The 21,379-nt window shown below is 36.9% G+C and carries 25 protein-coding genes and 1 pseudogene; 15 read left to right on the top strand and 11 right to left on the bottom strand.

The window, feature by feature from the left end; genetic code table 11:
- Positions 1 to 157: 157 nt before the first annotated feature.
- Positions 158 to 778 carry a recombinase family protein gene (locus N0M92_RS21480; RefSeq protein WP_260287742.1) on the top strand — a complete coding sequence of 207 codons (621 nt, stop codon included), beginning with the start codon at positions 158 to 160 and terminating at the stop codon, positions 776 to 778.
- Between the two features lie 233 nt (positions 779 to 1,011).
- Here the strand turns inward: N0M92_RS21480 and N0M92_RS21475 are convergent, their stop codons facing one another.
- The 5 genes from N0M92_RS21475 to N0M92_RS21460 form a co-directional block, all read right to left on the bottom strand.
- On the bottom strand, positions 1,012 to 1,302 hold the full coding sequence (locus N0M92_RS21475) for a hypothetical protein (RefSeq protein ID WP_260287741.1): 291 nt from the start codon (positions 1,300 to 1,302) through the stop codon (positions 1,012 to 1,014).
- A complete protein-coding gene (locus N0M92_RS21470; RefSeq protein ID WP_260287740.1) occupies positions 1,274 to 1,705 on the bottom strand; it encodes a hypothetical protein in 432 nt (143 codons plus the stop codon). The genes N0M92_RS21475 and N0M92_RS21470 overlap by 29 nt, the downstream gene beginning before the upstream one ends.
- Positions 1,706 to 1,952: 247 nt before the next feature.
- On the bottom strand, positions 1,953 to 2,177 hold the full coding sequence (locus N0M92_RS29520) for an aspartyl-phosphate phosphatase Spo0E family protein (RefSeq protein WP_397443902.1): 225 nt from the start codon (positions 2,175 to 2,177) through the stop codon (positions 1,953 to 1,955).
- A 183-nt stretch (positions 2,178 to 2,360) separates the two neighbouring features.
- On the bottom strand, positions 2,361 to 3,830 hold the full coding sequence (locus N0M92_RS21465) for an aldehyde dehydrogenase family protein (protein ID WP_260287739.1): 1,470 nt from the start codon (positions 3,828 to 3,830) through the stop codon (positions 2,361 to 2,363).
- 223 nt (positions 3,831 to 4,053) lie between these two features.
- Entirely contained in the window at positions 4,054 to 5,913 is a 1,860-nt protein-coding gene (locus N0M92_RS21460) for an NAD(P)-dependent oxidoreductase (protein ID WP_260287738.1), read from the bottom strand.
- Between the two features lie 1,468 nt (positions 5,914 to 7,381).
- Here N0M92_RS21460 and N0M92_RS21455 point away from each other — a divergent pair.
- Positions 7,382 to 8,170, top strand: coding sequence for an enoyl-CoA hydratase-related protein (locus N0M92_RS21455; protein WP_260287737.1), 789 nt, complete (start codon positions 7,382 to 7,384; stop codon positions 8,168 to 8,170).
- 192 nt (positions 8,171 to 8,362) lie between these two features.
- The gene (locus N0M92_RS21450; RefSeq protein WP_260287736.1) at positions 8,363 to 9,556 is read left to right on the top strand and encodes a CaiB/BaiF CoA transferase family protein; all 1,194 of its coding nucleotides are present in this window, start codon (positions 8,363 to 8,365) and stop codon (positions 9,554 to 9,556) included.
- Between the two features lie 241 nt (positions 9,557 to 9,797).
- Here N0M92_RS21450 and N0M92_RS29515 read toward each other — a convergent pair whose 3' ends face one another.
- Both N0M92_RS29515 and N0M92_RS21445 read right to left on the bottom strand, forming a co-directional pair.
- Positions 9,798 to 9,917 (bottom strand): hypothetical protein, encoded by a 120-nt coding sequence (locus tag N0M92_RS29515; protein ID WP_397443900.1) that lies wholly within the window; start codon positions 9,915 to 9,917, stop codon positions 9,798 to 9,800.
- 83 nt (positions 9,918 to 10,000) lie between these two features.
- Complete coding sequence (locus N0M92_RS21445; RefSeq protein WP_397443899.1) at positions 10,001 to 10,171, bottom strand: IS66 family transposase; 171 nt, start codon at positions 10,169 to 10,171, stop codon at positions 10,001 to 10,003.
- A gap of 306 nt (positions 10,172 to 10,477) precedes the next feature.
- Between N0M92_RS21445 and N0M92_RS21440 the strand changes: the two genes are divergently transcribed.
- From N0M92_RS21440 to N0M92_RS29355, 7 genes and pseudogenes are all read left to right on the top strand, one after another.
- Positions 10,478 to 10,636: an FCD domain-containing protein gene (locus tag N0M92_RS21440; protein WP_260287733.1), complete on the top strand. Its 159-nt coding sequence runs from the start codon at positions 10,478 to 10,480 to the stop codon at positions 10,634 to 10,636.
- 62 nt (positions 10,637 to 10,698) lie between these two features.
- The gene (locus tag N0M92_RS21435) at positions 10,699 to 11,877 is read left to right on the top strand and encodes an iron-containing alcohol dehydrogenase (RefSeq protein ID WP_260287731.1); all 1,179 of its coding nucleotides are present in this window, start codon (positions 10,699 to 10,701) and stop codon (positions 11,875 to 11,877) included.
- 389 nt (positions 11,878 to 12,266) lie between these two features.
- Entirely contained in the window at positions 12,267 to 13,697 is a 1,431-nt protein-coding gene (locus N0M92_RS21430; RefSeq protein ID WP_260287797.1) for an NAD-dependent succinate-semialdehyde dehydrogenase, read from the top strand.
- 343 nt (positions 13,698 to 14,040) lie between these two features.
- Positions 14,041 to 14,373: a nucleotide-binding domain containing protein gene (locus N0M92_RS21425; RefSeq protein WP_260287730.1), complete on the top strand. Its 333-nt coding sequence runs from the start codon at positions 14,041 to 14,043 to the stop codon at positions 14,371 to 14,373.
- Positions 14,309 to 14,638, top strand: coding sequence for a nucleotide-binding domain containing protein (locus tag N0M92_RS21420; protein WP_260287729.1), 330 nt, complete (start codon positions 14,309 to 14,311; stop codon positions 14,636 to 14,638). Before N0M92_RS21425 ends, N0M92_RS21420 begins: the two co-directional genes overlap by 65 nt.
- Before the next feature lie 108 nt (positions 14,639 to 14,746).
- On the top strand, positions 14,747 to 16,081 hold the full coding sequence (locus N0M92_RS21415) for an MFS transporter (protein WP_260287728.1): 1,335 nt from the start codon (positions 14,747 to 14,749) through the stop codon (positions 16,079 to 16,081).
- A gap of 117 nt (positions 16,082 to 16,198) precedes the next feature.
- Positions 16,199 to 16,427, top strand: a pseudogene (locus N0M92_RS29355) (helix-turn-helix domain-containing protein); the annotation flags it as partial.
- Between the two features lie 29 nt (positions 16,428 to 16,456).
- Here N0M92_RS29355 and N0M92_RS21405 read toward each other — a convergent pair.
- From N0M92_RS21405 to N0M92_RS29510, 3 genes are read right to left on the bottom strand one after another with little or no spacing between them, the layout of a single operon-like run.
- Positions 16,457 to 16,756 carry a hypothetical protein gene (locus tag N0M92_RS21405; RefSeq protein WP_260287726.1) on the bottom strand — a complete coding sequence of 100 codons (300 nt, stop codon included), beginning with the start codon at positions 16,754 to 16,756 and terminating at the stop codon, positions 16,457 to 16,459.
- Positions 16,757 to 16,805: 49 nt separating this feature from the next.
- Positions 16,806 to 17,456 carry a zincin-like metallopeptidase domain-containing protein gene (locus tag N0M92_RS21400; protein ID WP_260287796.1) on the bottom strand — a complete coding sequence of 217 codons (651 nt, stop codon included), beginning with the start codon at positions 17,454 to 17,456 and terminating at the stop codon, positions 16,806 to 16,808.
- Entirely contained in the window at positions 17,359 to 17,568 is a 210-nt protein-coding gene (locus N0M92_RS29510) for an ArdC-like ssDNA-binding domain-containing protein (protein ID WP_397443898.1), read from the bottom strand. Before N0M92_RS29510 ends, N0M92_RS21400 begins: the two co-directional genes overlap by 98 nt.
- A 91-nt stretch (positions 17,569 to 17,659) precedes the next feature.
- On the opposite strand from N0M92_RS29510, the gene N0M92_RS21395 reads away from it, so the two are divergent.
- Positions 17,660 to 18,337 carry a GntR family transcriptional regulator gene (locus N0M92_RS21395; protein ID WP_260287724.1) on the top strand — a complete coding sequence of 226 codons (678 nt, stop codon included), beginning with the start codon at positions 17,660 to 17,662 and terminating at the stop codon, positions 18,335 to 18,337.
- Positions 18,276 to 18,902 carry a gamma carbonic anhydrase family protein gene (locus N0M92_RS21390; protein ID WP_260287723.1) on the top strand — a complete coding sequence of 209 codons (627 nt, stop codon included), beginning with the start codon at positions 18,276 to 18,278 and terminating at the stop codon, positions 18,900 to 18,902. The genes N0M92_RS21395 and N0M92_RS21390 overlap by 62 nt, the downstream gene beginning before the upstream one ends.
- Before the next feature lie 722 nt (positions 18,903 to 19,624).
- Here N0M92_RS21390 and N0M92_RS21385 read toward each other — a convergent pair.
- Positions 19,625 to 19,861 (bottom strand): hypothetical protein, encoded by a 237-nt coding sequence (locus N0M92_RS21385; RefSeq protein ID WP_260287722.1) that lies wholly within the window; start codon positions 19,859 to 19,861, stop codon positions 19,625 to 19,627.
- A gap of 488 nt (positions 19,862 to 20,349) precedes the next feature.
- Between N0M92_RS21385 and N0M92_RS21380 the strand changes: the two genes are divergently transcribed.
- From N0M92_RS21380 to N0M92_RS21370, 3 genes are all read left to right on the top strand, one after another.
- Positions 20,350 to 20,760, top strand: coding sequence for a DUF3888 domain-containing protein (locus tag N0M92_RS21380; RefSeq protein WP_214796042.1), 411 nt, complete (start codon positions 20,350 to 20,352; stop codon positions 20,758 to 20,760).
- Positions 20,761 to 20,866: 106 nt separating this feature from the next.
- Positions 20,867 to 21,061, top strand: a complete 195-nt coding sequence (locus N0M92_RS21375) for a hypothetical protein (protein ID WP_260287718.1) — start codon at positions 20,867 to 20,869, stop codon at positions 21,059 to 21,061.
- A gap of 88 nt (positions 21,062 to 21,149) precedes the next feature.
- On the top strand, positions 21,150 to 21,379 hold a 230-nt coding region (locus N0M92_RS21370), incomplete at its 3' end, for a transposase (protein WP_260287717.1).

The raw sequence follows: 21,379 nt of genomic DNA, 5'->3' as shown, positions 1-21,379 counted from the left end.
TAGACTTTTACGAACGGTTCATTTTTATGCAAAATCATCTTGTTTTAACGTTCGTTAAAGCTAAAAAATACTTTATGAACGTTCTCTATTTTGCATATACTTTTACGAACGCTATTGATAGAATAAGAGAGAGAAAAGTAGAAGAAGGAGTAAAAAAATGGATGTCCGCAAATTTGGATACATAAGAGTGAGTAGCAAAGATCAAAATGAAGGACGACAACTTCAAGCCATGTTGGAAAAAGGTCTAAATGAACGTGATATCTTTTTAGATAAACAAAGTGGAAAAAATTTCAATCGGGTTCAATATCAATTATTAAAACGTATGATTCGAAAAGGAGATGTTCTTTACATTCATTCTCTGGATCGCTTTGGTCGGAACAAAGAAGAGATTCTACAGGAATGGAATGACATTACCAAAAATATTCAAGCAGATATCGTCGTGATGGATATGCCACTGTTGGATACTACTCAATTTAAAGATAGCCTCGGTACATTCATTGCGGATTTAGTTTTGCAGATTCTTTCTTGGATGGCAGAAGAGGAACGGGATCGCATTCGGAAACGGCAGCGTGAAGGGATAGATGTTGCTTTGCAAAACGGTATAGCTTTTGGTCGACCAAAAGTTCAGGCTGCAGAGGAGTTCAAAGAAGTTTATGATCGTTGGAAAGGAGGAGAGATGACAGCTGTTAAAGCCATGGCGGAGTTAGGCGTTAAAAAGACGTCATTTTATAAGTTGGTTAAAGAATATGAAAGAGACTATCAAAATAGTTCTATATAATAGAAGAAACTCGTCAAAAATGAGCCTTTGCTTAAGGTAATGATTTCTTGAGGGATATTTTGCACCTCAACATTTTAAAAATCAGAAAAAAGGAATCAACTTTCTAAGAAAATGACTCCTTTTTTCTATTTGTTGATGTATTCTAGCTGAATGTACGCCATCAAAGAGTCACACAAAGGTGGTAACCCGTTAAATCTGGGAAGAAAATAAATAGAAAGTGAGGATTCCAACTATTAAAATACTAAAGTATCTGCAGCCTTTATTTTATCATATCTATTAAGAACCTCTAATGTAGTTATTTGCACTAAATTCAAACGGAAATTAGCATCATCTTCATTAGACAATCCAGGATGCGAACCTTCTGCGTGTAATCTTTCCCAAAAACCTTGGAAAAAGCCTTTCCCCCCATCTTTCCACTCATTAAACTCTGGATAAAATAACTTATTAGGTTCTTGAGTTAATGCTTGCTTTGCGTTATTACTGCTATCAAATACTTTACCGTTCAAATCCGTAGAATGATTCAACGTAACTTCTTATTTGTGCATTGCAAGAAGCCCATTCACCTCTTGTAAATGCACTAATAGCCAAATCATAATGTCCTTTTGCCGTTTTTAAATTATATTTATTTAGTAATTGAACGAGTAAACTTTCCTTCTCAATGTAACTATTTATAGAATCAATCCTACGAACTAGCTTTTTATCCCTAATCTCAAATCCGTCTAACAAAAGTAATCTTCTTAAATGAGGTTTTTCAATAAATGCTCCACTTTCATCATCATAATAATATTCATTTGTCATCATATTATCTAATACTTCTTCAATAACCTCAAAAGATAGACTACCACCTAATATTCCCTTTTGTTCTTGATTCTCGTATATATATTTTGCCGCGGATAAAATTATTCTATCCTTACTAGACTTATCCAATACATCTTCAAGTCCATATCCACCATTAATTAATTTAGCAGGAACTGCTCCCTTGTCATCAATTTCGCCATCTTTATTTTTGATATTGTGTATATGTATGCCTAGTATACCGTTGCCTCTCTTGATACTTTGTTCAATTTCATAATTAATAAATTAAGTTTTAAAAAAGACAAGAGCATATATTCAGTAAAACTAAAGGTTAAATAAAAAAAGAGAGAGCTTTGCTCAAGGACTTTTCTGGCGACTTTCAGCTTGGCAATTTTTTGCTTTTGACAAAGGTTGAGTCTACGTGATTTTTTTGAAACATATTGATTTTTTTATCTAATTGTTGACTGATTTTTATTACATGTGAATCAGAAAGTCCATTCTTCTTTGCTAATTTGTACATAATCAAACGATATGCTTCTATACTTTCCTTTAAATTTAGCTCATTCCTCAAATTCAATGATCTTATTTCCTTCCTATTATTCACCAAATTTTGTTGATCTTCTAAAACTAACTATGCATTAAAGCTACACCTATTCCTAAATTAGTCACCTGATGAAAACAGGCGTTACATCTTTGTGAAAAAGAAAACGAGATATCCTGACAGTCTAGCTTTTCAGGATACCCTCTCTAATGTTGAATTCTACCTTTATTTTACTAATTTAACGTTTTACTCATCGAAATCTACCATAATGCTTTTCGTTTGAGTAAAACTGTCTATCATACCCTCTAATGAATATTCTCTTCCTATACCACTCTGTTTGAAACCCCCATAAGAGTGACCTGTCAACATGCCAGCTCCTCGATTTATCTGTACCCATCCAGATTCTAATTGATTAGCAGTTCTCATTGCTCTTGTAGTATCATTAGTCCAAATATAAGCAGCTAATCCGTAATCGCTCCTATTTGCCATTTCAATGACTTCTTTTTCATCTTCCCATGGAATAACAATTAAAACTGGTCCAAAAATCTCTTCTTTAGCTATTCTCAAATCATCGTGAGGAGATGCAAAAACAGTAGGTTCTAAATAATAACCCTCGGAAAAGGGGCCATCTTTTGGTGGTAATCCTCCTAAAAGAAGCTCAGTATCTTTATGATTAATTCCTTCTTCTATATAATTACAAACCTTATTAAATTGTTTTTCATTAATAATACAACCTATATCATTATTTTCATCAAGTGGATCCCCCACTTTTAGAAGCTTCAAATTCCCGATTAATTTCTCTAAAAATGAATCATAAATTGATTTATGAAGATAAAGTCGTGATCCGGCGGAGCAAGACTGCCCTTGACGTGCAAAACGCATTGCTGAGATTACATTTTTTATTACTTTATCGCTGTCTGCATCAGGATATACGATTTGTGGGCTCTTACCACCTAATTCTAGAGAAATTGGAATGATTCGATCCGCGGCTTCGTGCATAATAATTCTTCCAGTTTGAGTAGAACCTGTAAATGTTAGTTTTTTTACAAGCGGATGCTTTGCAAGAGGTAATCCACATTCTTCACCAAAACCTGTAAGAATGTTTACTACCCCTGCGGGTAGATACTCTGAACAAATTTTTGCTAATTTAAGTACAGCTAGAGGTGCATCTTCAGCAGCTTTTAAAACAATCGTATTGCCTGCAGCTATCGCTGGAGCTATTTTTAATGCAGCGAGTTGGAAAGGGGAGTTCCAAGGAATTATCCCTCCAACTACTCCATATGGTTCTCGTTGTGTGTAGGCAAATAAATTATTATCTACGGGCATTGTTTCCCCCTTTAACTCTCCTGCTACTCCACCGAAATAACGAATAACATCAGCAGCTCCTTTTACTTCTCCTTTAGCCTGTGTATATAGAGCATTACCGGTTTCTGTAGCAATTGTTCGAGCTAGATCTTCAAATTGCTCTTCAATAGCATCCGAAATTTTCCAAAGTAGTATTCCTCGTTCTCTAGCCGGTATCTTTTTCCAACTTTTGAAAGCCTTATTAGCTACATTTACTGCAATATCTACATCCGCTGCATTTGCCTTTGGTACTTCTGCGATAACAGAGCCTCTTTTTGCAGGACTCTCTATTTGGAAGAATTCTTTACTTACAGCTTCAGTCCATTCTCCATCAATTAGCATTAGTTCTCTTGAAATAGTTCCTGTTTTCATTTCAAACACCTTCCTTTTGATTTTTTTAATAAAGAGCATATTTTTTCTTAGTATCAAATCTAGTCAAATAATATTTGATACTTAAAAACTTCTTTATTAATTATAAAATAGAGATGGTAGGTAGCTAAATAAATCTGGAAAAATAATCATTAGCATAAGCACTATGAATATACATCCAATAAATGGTATACTTGCCCTAGCCCTCAAAAGGTTTTTTGATACTTCATTTGTTTGGAATCGAATTTTCAACCAATTTTACTGATGAAAAATCTTCAATTACTTGACAAACAGCTGTTTGGTCTAATGAACCTTTGTTATGAATTTTCGCTATATGGAACAAGTTATATGTACTTGCACCAATAAAGGATGGTACTCCTACATCCTGAGTCATGTTTACATAGAGGCCAAGATCCTTATGCGCGTGATTTAACATAAACTTAACGTTATCATAGGTGTTATTTATAATGTTTGGTCCAAAGTATTGTAATACTTTACTATTACTCACACTTTTCCCAATTACATCTGCCATGACTTTAACATCCAATCCATGTTTGACTCCTGTCGCAAATGCCTCTCCAAGAGCAACTATGCTTGCTGCACCAACCATGTTATGACATAGCTTTAGTGCTTGGGCTATCCCTGACTCTCCGATGTATTCAATGTTAGTACCTATATAACCTAAATCTTCAATAATATTTACAAACTGCTCACTGTCACCACCTACCATTATTGTAAGAGTTCCCTCATCTGCACCAGCGGGTCCTCCACTAACTGGACAATCAAAGTAATGTGAATTATATTGTTTACACAAATCGTTCATTTCCCTTGCCGTTGCAGGGTCAATGGTACTTAGATCTAAAATTGTTGTGTGGCTCTTCATTTCTTTAGCTATTCCTTCCGTCCCCAGAAACAAATCTTTAATAATTTGTGGACTAGGCAAGCTTAAGAAAACTATCTCTGAAAATTGAACGACTTCCTTTGGATGATTTGCAACGAGGCCACCTAAATTCCTTATTTTTGCTTTTCCTTTTTCAGATATATCGTAAGCAAGTACTTCACAGTTATTTTTTATTAAGTTTTTCAATACGCCTTCCCCAATAGCACCTACACCAATTAATCCTATCTTTTTTACTTCATTTGTCCTTTTTTTTGATCCAACCATAACTCCTTCGACTTCATTTTTCAAGTGATTATTTTCTACCAATTTCACTGATGCTAAATCCTCTATAATTTGACACACCGCTGTATGATCTAATGATCCTTTATTGTGAGTTTTAGCAGCATTGTACAGGTTATATGTGTTTGTACCAATAAATGATGGTATGCCTACTTGTCGGGTCATATTTACATAAAGTCCAAGATCTTTATGCATGTGATTTAACATGAATTTAACATTATCGTAAGTATTGTTTACAATGTTTGGTCCAAAATATTCTAATGGCCTGCTACCCGCCAAACTTTTTCCAATTACATTTGCCATGACTTTTACACTCAAACCATGTTTGACTCCTGTCGCAAATGCCTCTCCAAGAGCAACTATGTTTGCTGCACCGATCATGTTATGACATAGTTTCAATACTTGTGCTAATCCTGACTCCCCAATATATTCAATATTAGAACCTATGTAACCTAAATATTCGACAATGTTATCAAATTGATCTTTGTCACCACCTACCATTATTGTAAGAGTTCCCTCATCTGCACCAGCGGGTCCACCACTAACTGGGCAATCAAAGTAATGTGAATTATATTGATGACACAAATCGTTCATTTCCCTTGCCGTTGCAGGGTCAATGGTACTTAGATCTAAAATTGTTGTGTGGCTTTTCATTTCTTTAGCTATTCCTTCCGTCCCCAGAAACAAATCTTTAATAATTTGTGGACTAGGCAAGCTTAAGAAAACTATCTCTGAAAATTGAATGACTTCCTTGGGGTGATTAGCAACGAAGCCACCCAGATTTCTTATATTTTCCTTTGCTTTTTCAGATATGTCGTAAGCAAGTACGTCACAGTTATTTTTAATTAAGTTTTTCAATACACCTTTCCCAATCGCACCTGTACCAATTAATCCTACTTTTTTCACTTTAACCAACTCCCTCTATTAATAAATGATTTTGTTCCAAATGCTCGTCCTAGAGTTTCATAGGGATCCAATTAAAACATATTCATGGAATTTTTGATGATGTTGACTTGGATACCATCAACAGTCGGATGGAATTTTCGACAATCACGTCTACTTTCTTCGCTAACTTTAAATGGGGCGCTTCTATAATTTGTAAACGGACCCTTTCAAATCCTCTAACGAAAAATGTTCTTCCACCATCTTCATGTTGAGTCTCTCTATTTCACAGCATCTAAAATGCTTTGGTGCTCTTGTATGATTTTTTGTTCCAAAATGATTCTGCAACTGAGCAAATCCTCGAAATCTTTGTGATCTATGGAGACGACGGTTGATCCGCGGCTGTCTTGAACAAGGAGTACCTCTTTGGAGCTGTTTTAAGGACTCACTTAACGGCGTTCTGCTGATTTAAAAATTTTCGGCGAGTTTGGCCACGGAAATTTTTGAAGCGGGTTTCATCTCTCCTTTTAAAATCGAATCTTTGATGATTGCATACACTTATTGATAAATCGGCTTGGAGTGAGTAATACCCTTCATACCCTTCTCCTTTCTATTATGTTTTTTTGATAGCGAAAGATCTATTGAGACTGGAGTGTTTGGTTTCGGGTGTTGAACCCCGGATCCGGGATTCTCTAGTTGTATTTTTGATATTATATAAAGATTCTGAAATTGTCAATACACTGTTTTTGGTATTTTCTAAAAATTCACAAACTTATAGTAGCCCACTTTTTGATTACCATATATATTAGGACAACCGGTTGAATCAGTTCTTTATATATATTATTATTTTGGCATTCCATTTAGAGATTAGAAAGCCATCCCAAGCAGGTGAGGTTACTCATATTTTTTGGGGAGATATTCACCCTATCACCTTTTTATTTTAAATGAATCTATATTTTCGCTTCAATTGGACCTCTTGGACGAATTCGTCCCTTTTTTAGATTTTTATCCTGGATATTCTTTTGAAAATCACACACTATACCAAAGAACGAGGTGTTTTTCATTTATTATCAAGTTTGTCAAGGAACATATTTGAAAGGCCATCGGCCTTCTACAACAAACAAATTACATTTAATTTTTTGTGCAAAAGTTGAGTTAAGTTATTAAAGTCCTCGTAAATTAAGAGTAGCAAAAAAGTTAAGAAAATTTCAAAGATAGCATTGACTACTTTCCGGATTTTATTGTAATATTGGAATATATTTTACCGCATCCCGGATCCGGGATGCGTATTCTAAGTGTAATATCAGAGGATCACGGCTTATTAAGCTAATAAATAATAGAAACAGGTTATGGCTATTTTCCTCGTAAATTTTAATGGCATTTCAAGTTTTGGTGAAAAAGTGGTTAGTAAACCGGATGAGCTTAAATTATCCAAAGAGGAAATTCAACAATTAATAGATGATCAGGTGATATCTGGGGAGGAGCTAGTTTAATGGTAAAAAAATATGACCTTTATTTAGCAAAAGATGGTGCTATTGCAACACTGTTCTTTAATCGGCCGGAAAAACGAAACGCGTTAACATTTGATATGTGGAAAAAAATGGATGAATTGTTGGGTGAGGTGGAACAAGACCGAAACATCAAGGTGCTTATTCTTCGGGGCATAGATGAAACTTCCTTTGCAGCAGGGGCGGATATAAGTGAGTTTAAAACCTTAAGGTATAGCGCAGAAGGAGCAAATACTTATAATCAAGCAACTTTAAAAGCAGAAGAAAAATTGGCAAGGTTATCAAAACCAACAATCGCAATGATTCAAAGTTATTGCGTGGGCGGAGGATGCGAATTAGCGTTAGCTTGCGATTTTCGCTTTGCTGATACTACAGGGATGTTTGGAATTACTCCTGCAAAATTAGGTCTGATCTATAATTTGCCTGGAACAAAAAATCTAGTGGATCTTGTTGGACCGTCCAACGCCAAGGATATCTTGTTCTCAGGGAGGATCATCAAAGCGGATGAAGCGTACCATATGAGATTAATAGACCGCCTTTATGAGCCGGAGAAAATTATAGAAAGGACTTACGAATATGCAGAATTGATAGCAAAGAATGCACAAATGTCAGTTCGAGGGTCGAAAACAATTATCCAAGAGGTTTTAAATGGTGAAATAAAAGAACAAGATGAAGTCGCACGGTTAGTGCTTTCATCTTTTGAGAGCGAGGATTACAAAGAAGGTGTCAGCGCATTTCTTGAAAAAAGGAAGCCGAAATTCACATATTCATAATTTTTTGTAGGGAAATGATGAAAGCCCTTACGTCACTTTCGTAGAAATACAAACTTTAAAAATAATAAGAAAAAAGGAAGGGAAATTATTAAGGAAAAATATAAAAGGAAATAATGAAAAGATTATACTGTAATCACTAGCTTATATGAATGCGGTTACATTAGGCTTTTTAACAAAACATATGAGGTGATAATGTTGGGACCATTAAAAGGTATAAAAGTTTTGGATGTATCACAGATTATGGCAGGCCCATATTGTACCATGGTCTTAGCTGATCTTGGGGCTGATGTTACTAAGATAGAAAAAATAAATGGTGGAGATGATTCCCGACAAATGGGACCATATGTGAACGGGGAATCAACGTGTTTTTTTCAAATTAATAGAAATAAAAAAAGCGTAGCTTTGAATTTGAAAAGTCAGGAAGGTAGGAACGTTTTTTATAAACTGGCTAAAGAAGCGGATGTTGTCGTTGAAAACTTTCGTCCAGGTGTTACCAAATCTTTAAAGATTGATTATGAAACTTTAAAAGAAATAAATTCTGGAATTATTTATTGTTCCATCTCCGGATATGGACAAACTGGACCTTATTCCCAAAGAGGCGGTTTCGATTTAGTTGCGCAGGGTATGACTGGACTCATGAGTATGACTGGGGAAAAAGGAGAGCGTCCCATGAAATCAGGAATTGCTGTTTATGATATAGGGGCTGGAATAACAGCTGCGTATTCTATCCTAGCAGCTGTTATTCATAAAATGAAAACAAGCAAAGGACAGCACGTGGACATTGCTTTAGCTGAAATAGGACTTCCATGGTTTACCTGGGAGGCAGGGGCCTATTTTGCAAACGGAACATTGCCAGAACCTACTGGTTGGCGCCATCGTGTTTCAGCCCCGTATCAGGCGGTTCAAACCAAAGACGGATATATGATGTTGGGTTGCGCAAATCAAAGAACATGGGAGAAATTCGCTGAAGAAGTCATCGGTAAAAAAGAATGGATAGATGACCCACGCTATAAAACAAATCTTTTACGAAATCAACATGTAGATGAACTTGAGAAAGATATAGAGAACGTACTTATGACTAAGGATAAATATTTTTGGATAAATGCTTGTGAAAAAGCTGGCGTTCCGGCGGGTCCTATTAATAATTTTGCTGAAGCTGTTAAAGATCCACACTATCAAGCTCGTGATATGATTCAAGAAGTTGAACATCCGGTTATCGGGAAAATGGAGATGATTGGTATTCCAACTAAGTTTTCTGAAACACCCGGAACTATTAAAACTTCAGCCCCCCTACTTGGTCAGAATACTGATGAAGTTTTGAAAGAATTAGGATATGACGAAAAATCAATTATTGCCATGAATGATTTAGGGGAAATAAAATCTTAAAAAAAGGGCGTTCCAACATCTTGACAATAAAGGAAGGGCAAGTTTTATAAAGTAAAAAGTAAATATGGTAGATACTTCGAAGAATAGTAAGAGTGATATTTCTCTTCAATCAGAGGATGAAATAGCGACTATTTATATTAATAAACCCGATAAACGAAATACTTTAACTTTTGAAATTGAATTAATCAATGAATGCGAGCAACACCCTAATGTAAAGGTTATCACTTTTTAACATTGCAATTTACGATCGTATTATTGTGGTTGGATTTATTAACGTTTTGTACACTGGGAGTTCATATCGGTAACGAATTAGTTCTTCTATCGATGCACGAACATGCGCCCAACAATTCGCGAAGGTAATGCCGCCAATTTTATCATAGGCAGAGTAGCCATCAAATAATCGTACCAGAATAACCTTCCGTGAAATTCAAGGACAGACCGAGCTCATGATAAGGAGCTTTGAAACAGGATCATCGTGGGTCCTTGGCTTGGCAAACTTCGATATACCCAGTTATAGGCGTTGGATTGACCAGATTTACCATCAGAACGATGGATAATTTGTGAATACGTTTCATCGACATGTAAAACAGATTTAGACATCATCAAATCTTTCATTCGTTCGTAAATAGGCAACAGCCAATCATATGCTGCATGGTGGCAGGTATTGTGCAAATTTGGTCATAGCTGATTTTGGCAAGTACGCTAGGAATTGCTCTACTACGTTGAATGGCTGGTTGTGGCACTTTTCCACGCTTAATTTGCGCTGGCCGATCTGCATCACCTTTACATTTTTTACATTCATACGCATGTTCAATATTGCAGGAATAAATTTGGCTTCTTCACGGACAAGCTTACCACCGATTTCAACCGCTGGTTCTTTCAATCGTTACGGAAAAGAAGCAAACGCTGCAATTACTGGAAATGCGGCAAATTGTAGAGTCAGGAACTGTTGAGTTAGCATGGGAGGTTCTGCAAGAACATAAAGATATCCTTGATTGTATCGAAAACAGAGATCCAGAGGGATCCGTCTTGGCTATGAAGCGACATTTGCAGGGCGTCTTAACCTCTTTAGAAGATTAAAAGTTTCTGAGTTTTGGTTTTAATTTTTGGAAATACACTTTGCAGAAAGGGAGTTATTAACCATGTCTTCAATACCATATAAGTATTTTATGCCGACACAGGTAGAATGCGGCAATGGAATCTCTAAAAAAACAGGAGAATTCGTAAAGAAATTAGGTGTAGAAAGGGTACTCATCGTAACAGATAAAGGTGTACGGGCAGCCAACCTTTTAGAGGGAATTGAAAAATCACTCGAGGTGGCAAGTCTGGACTACGATATTTACGATGAGGTAGAGCAAAACCCTTCTGCTGAAACGTTTCATAGAGGTACACAACTTCTGAAATATGTTAAAAGTGACGCAGTGTTGGCTATAGGAGGCGGCAGCAGTATTGACACGGGTAAGGGCATCGCAGTGATGGCCACCAATGCCGGCAGTATATTGGATTATGAAGGCGTAGGGAAGATCCAATATCGCCCACTTCCAATCATCGCCGTTCCGACTACGGCAGGAACAGGCAGTGAAGTCACAAATTCAACAGTTGTCACGAATAAAGAAACCTCTTTTAAATTAGGTGTGCTTAGTTCTTATGTATTCCCGACTATGGCAATACTTGATCCCGTTCTTACTCTGGGACTGCCTCAGGGTATTACTGCAGCGACTGGCATGGATGCACTGACCCATGCAATTGAGTCTTATACCTCAAAGGCTGCTAACCCTGTCAGTCAGGCATTCGCTACTCAGGCGATGAAAATGATTGGTGAAAATTTAACGAAAGCCTATTTCATTGGAACAAATATAGAAAGCAGGGAGAAAATGCTTGTAGCCTCTATGTTGGCCGGAGCCGCTTTTGCACAGTCACGTTTGGGGAATGTACATGCCATTTCTCATGCGCTTGGGGGGGGCTTTGATATTGCGCATGGCATAGCCAATGCGACACTCTTACCTTTTGTTATGAAATTCAACCTGCATGCATGTCCTGAACGATACAGAGATATAGCTGTTGCCTTAGGAAATGATGTAACCGGTTTATCCGTTATACAAGCAGCTGAAAAAGCCATAGACTCTGTTGTTGAAATGAATCAAACCATGAACATCCCTCTTAATATAAAGGACCTTGGGGTAGATCTAGAGCTTGTACCAAAACTAGTGGAGGATGCAATGAGGAGCGGAAACGTACTCGTAAACCCCAGACTGACAAATCCTGCCGACATTCAATTAATTATTGAGAAAGCTTACCATGGTAATTTAGAAGGATTTTAATTTTAAAGATAATCAATAGAATCACTAATTACTTGGCGGCTTTTTGTCGATATCTCTTGCTATCGGCGGTGAAGGCTTAGCGACAAGAAAGCTGGCTGGGCTGTAGACTTTTGTAGGTAACATAGCTTGATGGTTAGCGCCTGTAGCAACAGGGTTTTTGATTGTTTATTTTAACAATTTTACGATTGCTTATCATTCCGGTCGTTATTTGTTTAAAAGCTTCTCTGGGATATACATTCCTTATGGAAAACGAGGGATTATCGTTAAAAACAGATATTGATAATGGCGACAGAATGTCGGTTTAAGGAAAATATAAGTAAGCAGTGTAAAGGAGAATCATAATGATAAATACTGAAACACATAAGCTGGTTGATTTTACCGAACTGAAAATGTATGTGAATGGTGAATGGATGGCTGCAACCGACGGAAAAACTTTTTCGATTACCAATCCGTCAACTGGGAAAGTTGTAGCTGATGTTCCAAAAGGCGGGCACGACGAAACACAGCAGGCGATTGCAGCGGCTGAACAAGCCTTTAAGTCGTGGTCAAAATTAACGGCTATTGAACGTGCTAAATATCTCCTAAAGATACGGGACCTTATGCATAAATACAAAGATCAATTGGCTGAAATCATGAGTTTGGAAATGGGAAAACCTTTTACAGAATCGCAAGGAGAAGTGGATTTTGCCGCAAGTTACCTGGAGTGGTTTGCTGAAGAGGGACGCCGGATTTACGGTGAAGTCATCCCAGCTTCTGCCCCTGACAAAAGGTTGACAGTGATTCGGCAGCCTATCGGGGTGGTTGCTGCGATTACTCCCTGGAATTTCCCATTGGCCATGATAACGCGGAAAGTAGGTCCTGCGATGGCAGCTGGATGTACATCAATTGTGAAGCCTGCTGCTCAATCTTCAATCAGTGCGATCGCGTTTGCTAAATTGGTGAATATGGCGGGTGTTCCCCACGGGGTAATTAATATAGTCACGGGGAGTCCGGGGCCTATATCGGATGCCATTTTCGAAAACCCGATTGTAAGAAAAGTATCTTTCACCGGATCTACAGAGGTAGGAAAATTGTTGGTTACAAAGTCAGCGAATCAATTGAAGCGGTTATCTCTGGAGCTTGGCGGACATGCACCGTTTATAGTCTTTGAAGATGCTGATTTAGAATTAGCCTCGGCTGGTGCCGTTTTTAGTAAATTTAAAAATACGGGGCAGACGTGCGTTTGTTCAAATCGGATCTACGTGCAACGGTCAGTGATTGAGAAGTTCTCAGATATTTTCGTGAAAAAGGTGCAGGAACTGAAAGTTGGAAACAGTATAGATCCAAGTGTCCAGATGGGCCCTCTTGTAAGTCAAAACGGTATAGAAAAGGTAGAAAAACATGTAAAGGATGCATTGAACAAAGGAGCTAAACTTCTGAATGGCGGGAAAAGACTTGAAGGTGAATTGTCTGATGGATTGTTCTATGAGCCCACCGTGTTAGGGGAAGTCAACACGGACATGTTGATTACAAACGAGGAAACTTTTGGACCGGTTGCTCCAATCATTCCATTTGATACCGAAGAGGAAGTCCTCCAACATGCGAATAGCACAGAATATGGTTTAGCTGCTTATTTTTATACTCAGGATATTAGCCGGGCAGTTAGAGTTTCAGAAGCATTAGAATTTGGGATTATCGGTATGAACGATGCGAATCCTACTGTTGCCCAGGCTCCGTTTGGCGGCATGAAAGAGAGTGGAATGGGCCGGGAAGGCGGTCATCAAGGATTGGATGAATATCTGGAAGATAAGTATATATCAATGAGGATTCAAACTAAATAAACAGGGGGAGGAGCGAGGTTCCCAGAGTTCCTTCTATGAAATACAAACGATTCCGGCTGATGCTAAAAGAGAGGGCAGGAATAATCCGATCTTGAGGCTCAGCCTAATGTTTTGGATCTTTAATATTAAGATAAAAGAGGGGGATATCAATGTTGTCATTGTAGGCGCAATCACAATCGAATTCGTAGAGGTAATTGTGAAAGCGTTTTCATAATTAAATTGGAATGTATTAGCAATTGAACCAGGGCCATTCTCAGAAAAGTTAGCAATAGTAAGGGGGTATGCAGCTGAAAACCATGAATTATGTAGTGCAGAAATTTCTGAACAAGAAATTAGCGGAACGGTGCTTGCTGTCGCTGGCAGTGCAACTCCTATCACAAAAACCCAATTGAAAGCGTTATTAGATAAAGAGTGTGCTTGCCAAATTCCAATTTCTGTAGAGGCTTTAATTGATAAAAAGGAAACTGCTCCTCTTGAAATACAACGAGTAGTAGCAAAAACGATTAAAACTGTAGAAAGTCAGAAACCTAACATAGTTGTCCTAGAAACGGCTTTATCTGCAAATGTTCTTACTTTATCAGCAAAAGAGGGAGAATTTGGACTGAATTCGGGTGAAGCTGCGAATAACATCAACGCAGGTTTTTGGGGGAATTGTTACCCATGTCTTAAACGATGAACGAGTTGACATTAGAGGTATCTATATAACTGGTTGCGATACAATGGTCAACGTCCTTCGTGTCTTAGAAGCAAAAGGAATTGAATTAATTGATTATGTAATTCCTCAAGAAGATCTTGGCAGGATTATAGGTGGAAAATATGATGGGCTTGTTGTTGTTGGCAAGGGCGGATTAACGGGTGCAGATGATACAGCAATCTCTATTGTAAAAAGAATTTTTAAAGAATCATCGACATCAAACCATCAAGAAGTCATACAAGCGTAAAATCATTTAATCATTATATCACCAAATGTAAACGAATACGAAATGAATTTAATGCCGGTCAATAAAGTTGAACAATATTTTGGGATTGTTAATAGGGGGGAATTGAAAATGAGTTTGCCAATATCTAAAGCCAATATTAGTCCTGTCTTAAAGAAAAAAACACGTTACCGCTGGGTAGTACTCACCATTATTTTTTGTCTTTATGTAGTTTGTATGGCTGACCGAATGAATATTGGGGTATTATTACCATTCTTAAAAAAGGATTTAGCTTTAACTAATTTTCAGTCCGGTGCTATCGCGAGTTTCTTCTTTTTAGGTTATGCCGTCTCCCAAATTCCCGCAGGCTTCTGGCTAAGCAAAAAAGGATCCCGTGGTATCGTTACTATAGCCGTAATTGCTTTCTCAGTGATTACCTTCTTACTTGGAACAGTCTCAAGCGCTACTATTTTTATTTTGCTCCGCTTAGTATTAGGTTTGGCAGAAGGACCAGTTCCTGTAAGTATGACGTCTACTATTAATCAATGGTTCCCAGCTAAAGAAAAAGGAACTGCTACCGGCGTTTACTTTGCATCAACACAGTTTGCTCCAATTATTGTACCGATTGTCGCTACTTCTATTGCATTAGCTTTTGGCTGGCGTCAAGTGTTTTTCTGGTTTGCCGTTCCAGGAATTGTTTTAGCGATAGTATGGTATTTATTTGTAAGAACGAAACCAGAAGATAGTCCAAATGTTTCTAAAGATGAATTAGAATATATTCGTCAAAGTGAAGTAATTACGGAAGTCATATCGGATGAACAGAAATCACTTGGCTGGATTGATAAGGTGATTCGTTATAAAAAAGTGAAACCATTAACCACTAATAAAGGCATTTTCACTACGTGGAATATTTGGGGGAATACACTATCTTATTTTCTAATGAATAGCGTGGTATACGGTATGTTAACTTGGGTCCCTATGTATCTAGTCAACGCTAAAGGCTACTCGCTTTTGAAGATGGGTTTTGTAGCTTCGACTCCTGCAATTGGTGGATTGATTGGGGCCATTTTGGGTGGCTGGTTATCTGACAAAGTCTTTTTAAAAAGACGTAAACCAACAATGTTAATAACAGCTATTACTACATCGATTATGATGCTTGTCATTATCAACATACCAAACAACGGTATGCTTGTAGCTCTTAGTTTAGGTCTGGCGGGTTTCTTCCTTAATATCGGCTTGCCGGCATTTACTGCCTATCCGATGGGACTAACCAATAGAGATACGTACCCTGTTGCAATAGCTACAGTTAATAGCGGGGGGAATCTAGGCGGTTTCTTTTCTCCATTGATTGTTGGTGCTATTCTTGATGCGACAGGCAATTATAATCTTGCCTTTGGATTCTTTGGTGTATTGTTAGTACTTGGTTTCTGTGTAATTTTAACTATAAAAGAACCAGTTCAAAATTAACAAAATGGTGGCTTCCCCTCGAAGCCACCATGCTTTTTAGCTAACTATTTTGCTGAAGAAACCTCTCGATGTTATCCAAGATTGGTTCGAATGTTTGCAAATCCCATGCGGAGCGGCCGAGAAATGATTAAAGAGAAGCAACGTTCAGAGATTAAATTGGCTAAGCAAAAAAGGTAAATATCGAGGAAGAGTAAAAAAATATACAGATAAGCATCCGGGAATGAATCATGCGATTGAATTACGTAAAACTACCGATAAAACCGTAAAAGATATATGCACGATTACAGGAGTCAGTCAGGCTTCGTTTTATCGCAAGCTAAAGGAAATGGAAAAAGATAATTCGTAACAATTGGAAGTTTTTACACATGTGGCCCCTCATTCCTTGAATCGTTTCCGTACCCCTTTTAAGCATGGTGTAAATCCATATTCATAAATGCTTTTTGCCATTTCTTCTAATGTATTTTTTTGTATATCACCAATCGAGCCTAATTGATCGAAATAAATAAATTGGTATTTATATTTTTTATTGGTGCTGGCATGTAAAATTCCTTCTTGATCTCCCTTTTTAAATAATGATAATCCTCGTTTTAATCTAATCATTAACTGTTTTATTAGAATATACAGCCATTCAGATTCATCCCAAGTATAGCTGTCTAAAAAGACATCTAAACTCAAGCCATCAATGTTTCCCTATAACCATTTTATGAGAGTTTTAAGACTTCCATTATAAGTATATAGTGTTACGGTTTCCATCCCTATCAATCTCCTTTATTTCCCCTGCATGGTTTTCATGCAGGGGGTATTTATAATTTTCAAATGCACTCCCTTGTATGTGGTCACTTGCTTTTTGCGCCTGTTGTGAAGCCTTAATAATAAGCGTTTTATCATTTTTCAAAGCCTGTAACCATGAATCTATATAACTAGCTGAATTATCTATGGTCTCGTTATCTATTCCGGTAACACCACACAACATAGAAGCTCCAAGCTCTGCCACTAATTCCTCTTTACTGTATAATTTACTACCGAATCTATTATGCTTTGTAATTCCTTCCCTATTTAATCGGTCTTGGTGACCCGTGCTATGTATCATTTCATGGAAAAGTGTGCTGTAGTATTCGTTTATATCCTCAAAATCTTCTTTTGGCGGTACATTAATGTGATCTTCAAACGGTCTGTACCATGCGCCACCCGAATTAAAATTAAATGATGGGACATTAAAATAATTTCCCTTTACCTTTTCCGCTTCCTTGATTGGGTCATGAACAAATTTTTCTAGTTCATGCTTTGGCTCGATCGGTTTGTTCTCCGATTTTAAATACTCGATAATAGCGCAGCATGGGAATGTTTTTCTTCCCTTCTTCTGTTTCTCCGTCATCAACTCGCAATATTTTCCGGAATACAACGATATGACTTTTAGAATCTTTTTTAACTGTGGCACCAGCTTCTTTTATTTGATTGAAAGTCGCATACTCACCGCCATCTAAAATGGCATTGACTTACTAAAAAAACTTCTGTATTATAATCTTAATAGATGCGGATCCCGGATCTATAAACCATCAAAGAAAAGGGGCAATTTTATTGAAGGTTATACAACAATCTCAACCCATATATCAACAAATTTATGAGCTAATTAAGCATTTAATAATATCGGGACAAATTAAACCCGGATCTCGAATAAATGCATCCAAACTGGCAGAAGAATACGGAATTAGTAGAACCCCTTTAAGGGAGGCCTTACGTCAATTGCAAAAGGAACAATTGTTGATCCAAAATAATCAAGGAGCAACCGTGATTGAACTTGACCAAAAGGATTTTGAAGAACTGTGTTCGAGTAGACTGTTACTTGAAAGAGAAATAATTAGATTAGCAGTAAAGGAAATTTCAGATATAGAATTAAAAAAAATAGACAATATCGTAACGAAGGCAGAGTCATTATTAGAACCCGGCGAGGACGGTCACTCCTTTTTAGAGCTCAATACAAAATTCCATGAAATCATTATTCATTCAATAAGCAATAAACGGTTGATTCAATTGTTGGATCAGGTTCGTTCTTTATTACTGTTATATCGAGCAACAATCGTTAATTATTCTGACCATTACGCTGAAATAATAAAGGAACACAGGATGATACTAGAGGCTCTTAACGATAGGGATGAAGAAAAGGCCGTTCGTTTGGTTGAAGAACATTTAAAAAATGACCAAATTCGTGGTCAAAAATATTTCGAGACTGAAAACATTAGTAAAAAAGGAGACTAATTGTTTTGTAAGAATGGCTCTTAAAAAGCTAAGAAGTGAAAGGCAGTTGTTTATGAATTACAAATTAAAAGGGAAAGATCCACAGGTTGATAAGAGCACCTACATTGCCCCGGGAGTCCAATTAATAGGGAATATTGTACTGAAAAAGGATACTTCTGTATGGTTCAATGCAATATTGCGAGGGGATAATGAAAAAATTATAGTTGATGAAGGTTCAAATATTCAAGATGGGGCAGTTGTGCATGTTGACCCGGGGTTTCCAGTTAATATTGGTAAAAATGTTACTATAGGGCATAATGCAATCATACATGGTTGCACAATAGAAGACGATGCTCTTATTGGAATGGGAGCGACTGTTTTAAATGGAGCGTTTATTGGCAAAGGAGCGTTGGTTGCTGCCGGAGCATTAGTATCGGAAGGTAAAATAGTGGAACCAGGGTCTCTCGTAGCAGGAGTTCCAGCTAAAGAAATTCGAAAACTGTCAAAAAAAAATATTGAGAGCGCTAAACACGTTGCAAATCACTATGTAGAAAACGGCCGCCTTTATAAAAACGAAAATATTTAAGTTACTCAACTTTCGCAGAGGATATGGAGCAGGTTACCTCAGCTCCAACACCCATCAAGGTTACACGACCCTTTTTCAAAGTAAAGGGGACCGCTAACGCTCATATATTATACATAGTGGACATATTTGATATGTTCAGATTAATGTGTAAAAGATGTTAAATTTTCACCAAAAAGGCGTACAAATTGAACATAATATACGCCAATTTTTATGATCTAGTTAATGAAAAAGGGTAGTGCTCTTTTACGTATAAGGGCCATTGCTGCTTCTGGTACTCTCCAACTCCTCGTACTTTTTTAGCACTTCAATCTGTTGTTTAAGATAACCGTTTTCGGCTTATAATTTGGCCATTCCTCTCAAATTGGGGACCTTTCCCATAAGCATATTGTTTCCAGACAGGTTTCTCCGTTCCGGTACCACTTTATCCAGGTTTGATCTGTCTCCTATTTTTAATATTCAACTAATCCATCACTTTCTAAACAGGAACACCGTCCATTCGCATTTCTACTGCCTTTAATTTGACTTCCGCCGGATAACTCACTCTTGTGCCCAAAGAAAAACACCTCTAAGTTATATTTAGGTATCCAATATCCTAATTTCAACTTAAAGGTGTTTTTATGTGTCCCATTTTAAGTGGTCAGTCCGCTTTTCGGCGGGATTTTGAGCAGTATGTTGAATAATCTAGGATTATATAACTTTATTCTTCTAGATGACTTGCTTCATTAAGAGTTAAACTCTTTGTTTCTGGCGCCAAAGCAATTGAAACTATAGTTCCGATAACTAAAATACCAGTCAGCCATAGTAATGTGTATTGTAGACCTAACTGAAACAATAAGAGGGAGTAAGAATGTTCCGATTGCAGACCCTAGTCGACTTGCTGCAGTTGCTAATCCAACGCCCGATGAACGTATTTCTGCTGGGAAAATACCTACTAGAGCCAAATAACCTTCAATACCCATAAATAAACTTCCTCGACAACAACTGACCAGCTGCAAACTTCAACTCTGAACAAGAAGGGAAAGTAGTTTATCAAATCCACTATGATTATGAACCAATCTATAATTTGCTAAAAGTTAGTCAAAAGGAATATGAGCAATACTGGGAAGAGGGTCTTTCTATTGCTGAAATGGCGAAAAAACAGGGTATTTCAAGAAGGGATTTGGAAGGCTATTTTATAAGTTTACACTATAAAGAACTGCAAAAGTGGAGAAAAAAAGGGGCCCTTTCAGAAGAAAATTATTTCGAACTTGTCTATAGGTTAAAAGAACATGATATCGAGTGGTTTATTAATAACAGGAAACCAAATAATTAATTCAACTGTGTGCGATTCTTAATTAAGAAGGAATGCTTTTTCTTATGGAACTAAGGAGCAGGTTAGTTTACTAAGGCATAACTATTGAGTTTAGCTAAAGAATAAGGAGTAAACAGAAATATGAGGTGAATCTTGATGGCTAAGCGATATTTAATCTTATTAGGATTTTTTTTATTTGCCTTTACTCCGATGCAAGCAGTTAAAGCAGAATCGGTTTCAAAAGTGGAAGGATGGTATGGAACAACAGAGGATATTTTTGGAGATATTGTGTTTCCAACTCTAGATAAGAAAATTGAAAAAGAGTATGGACGTAATTTGAGTTGGCAATGGCAAAGAATTGTTGGCATAAGTTACAATGAAAATCATTCTTACGATGTCGATATACACATTCAAGTTTCTTCCGAACGTAATGAACCATTGGATTATGTAGACGACCAAGTTAAATTAAGAATATCTCCATCCTGTGACAGTGAAAAGCTTAATCAACTGAAATGTAATCATGGTTTTAAGATAGAAATATTAGATTACAAACATTTGTCTCAATAAGTAAGAAGGCCGCCAATTGGCGGCCTTCTTACTTATTGAGACAAGTGGTATATACTTCGAAGTTAATAATATAAATATTTTAAAACTAACAAAAAAGAGGAGTTAAATGAGTGAGTATATATTGATTATATTAGCTTTTATTTTATCCATTGCTTTATTAAGTTTAATTGATGCAGTATTAAGAGTTTTGAAAACTAAAAGTTTTATTAAAGCTAGCCTAAACTTATTATTTTCTTTTGGCTTAATATTAACATCATTAATTATTATAAATTGGCAAACGGGAATAAAAATATTACTTTAAGAGGAAAACACATTTGTGGAGTTAGTATAGTTTCATGGACACATTTTAGTTAAGTCCTTACAATGATTTTTGAGAGGATGTGTCCGTCTTGGAACGTAAGAATACAGGTAAAAAATATAATAATGAATTCAAGAAGACTATTGTAGATCTTTATCACTCGGGTAATTCGGTCAAAGAATTAAGCGGCGAATATGGCGTATCAGAAGTTACTATTTATAAATGGGTTAAAGAATTTACTCCTATCGGTTTAGGAGAAGAGTCCATGACCCCAAAGGAATTAGCCGCCATACAGAAGGAAAACCTTCGGTTAAAGCAGGA

This window comes from Peribacillus aracenensis, from assembly GCF_025175645.1.
Lineage (GTDB): Bacteria > Bacillota > Bacilli > Bacillales > DSM-1321 > Peribacillus > Peribacillus aracenensis.
Note: the sequence above shows the minus strand (reverse complement) of the source record. Positions and strands in the feature narration are given on the sequence as shown.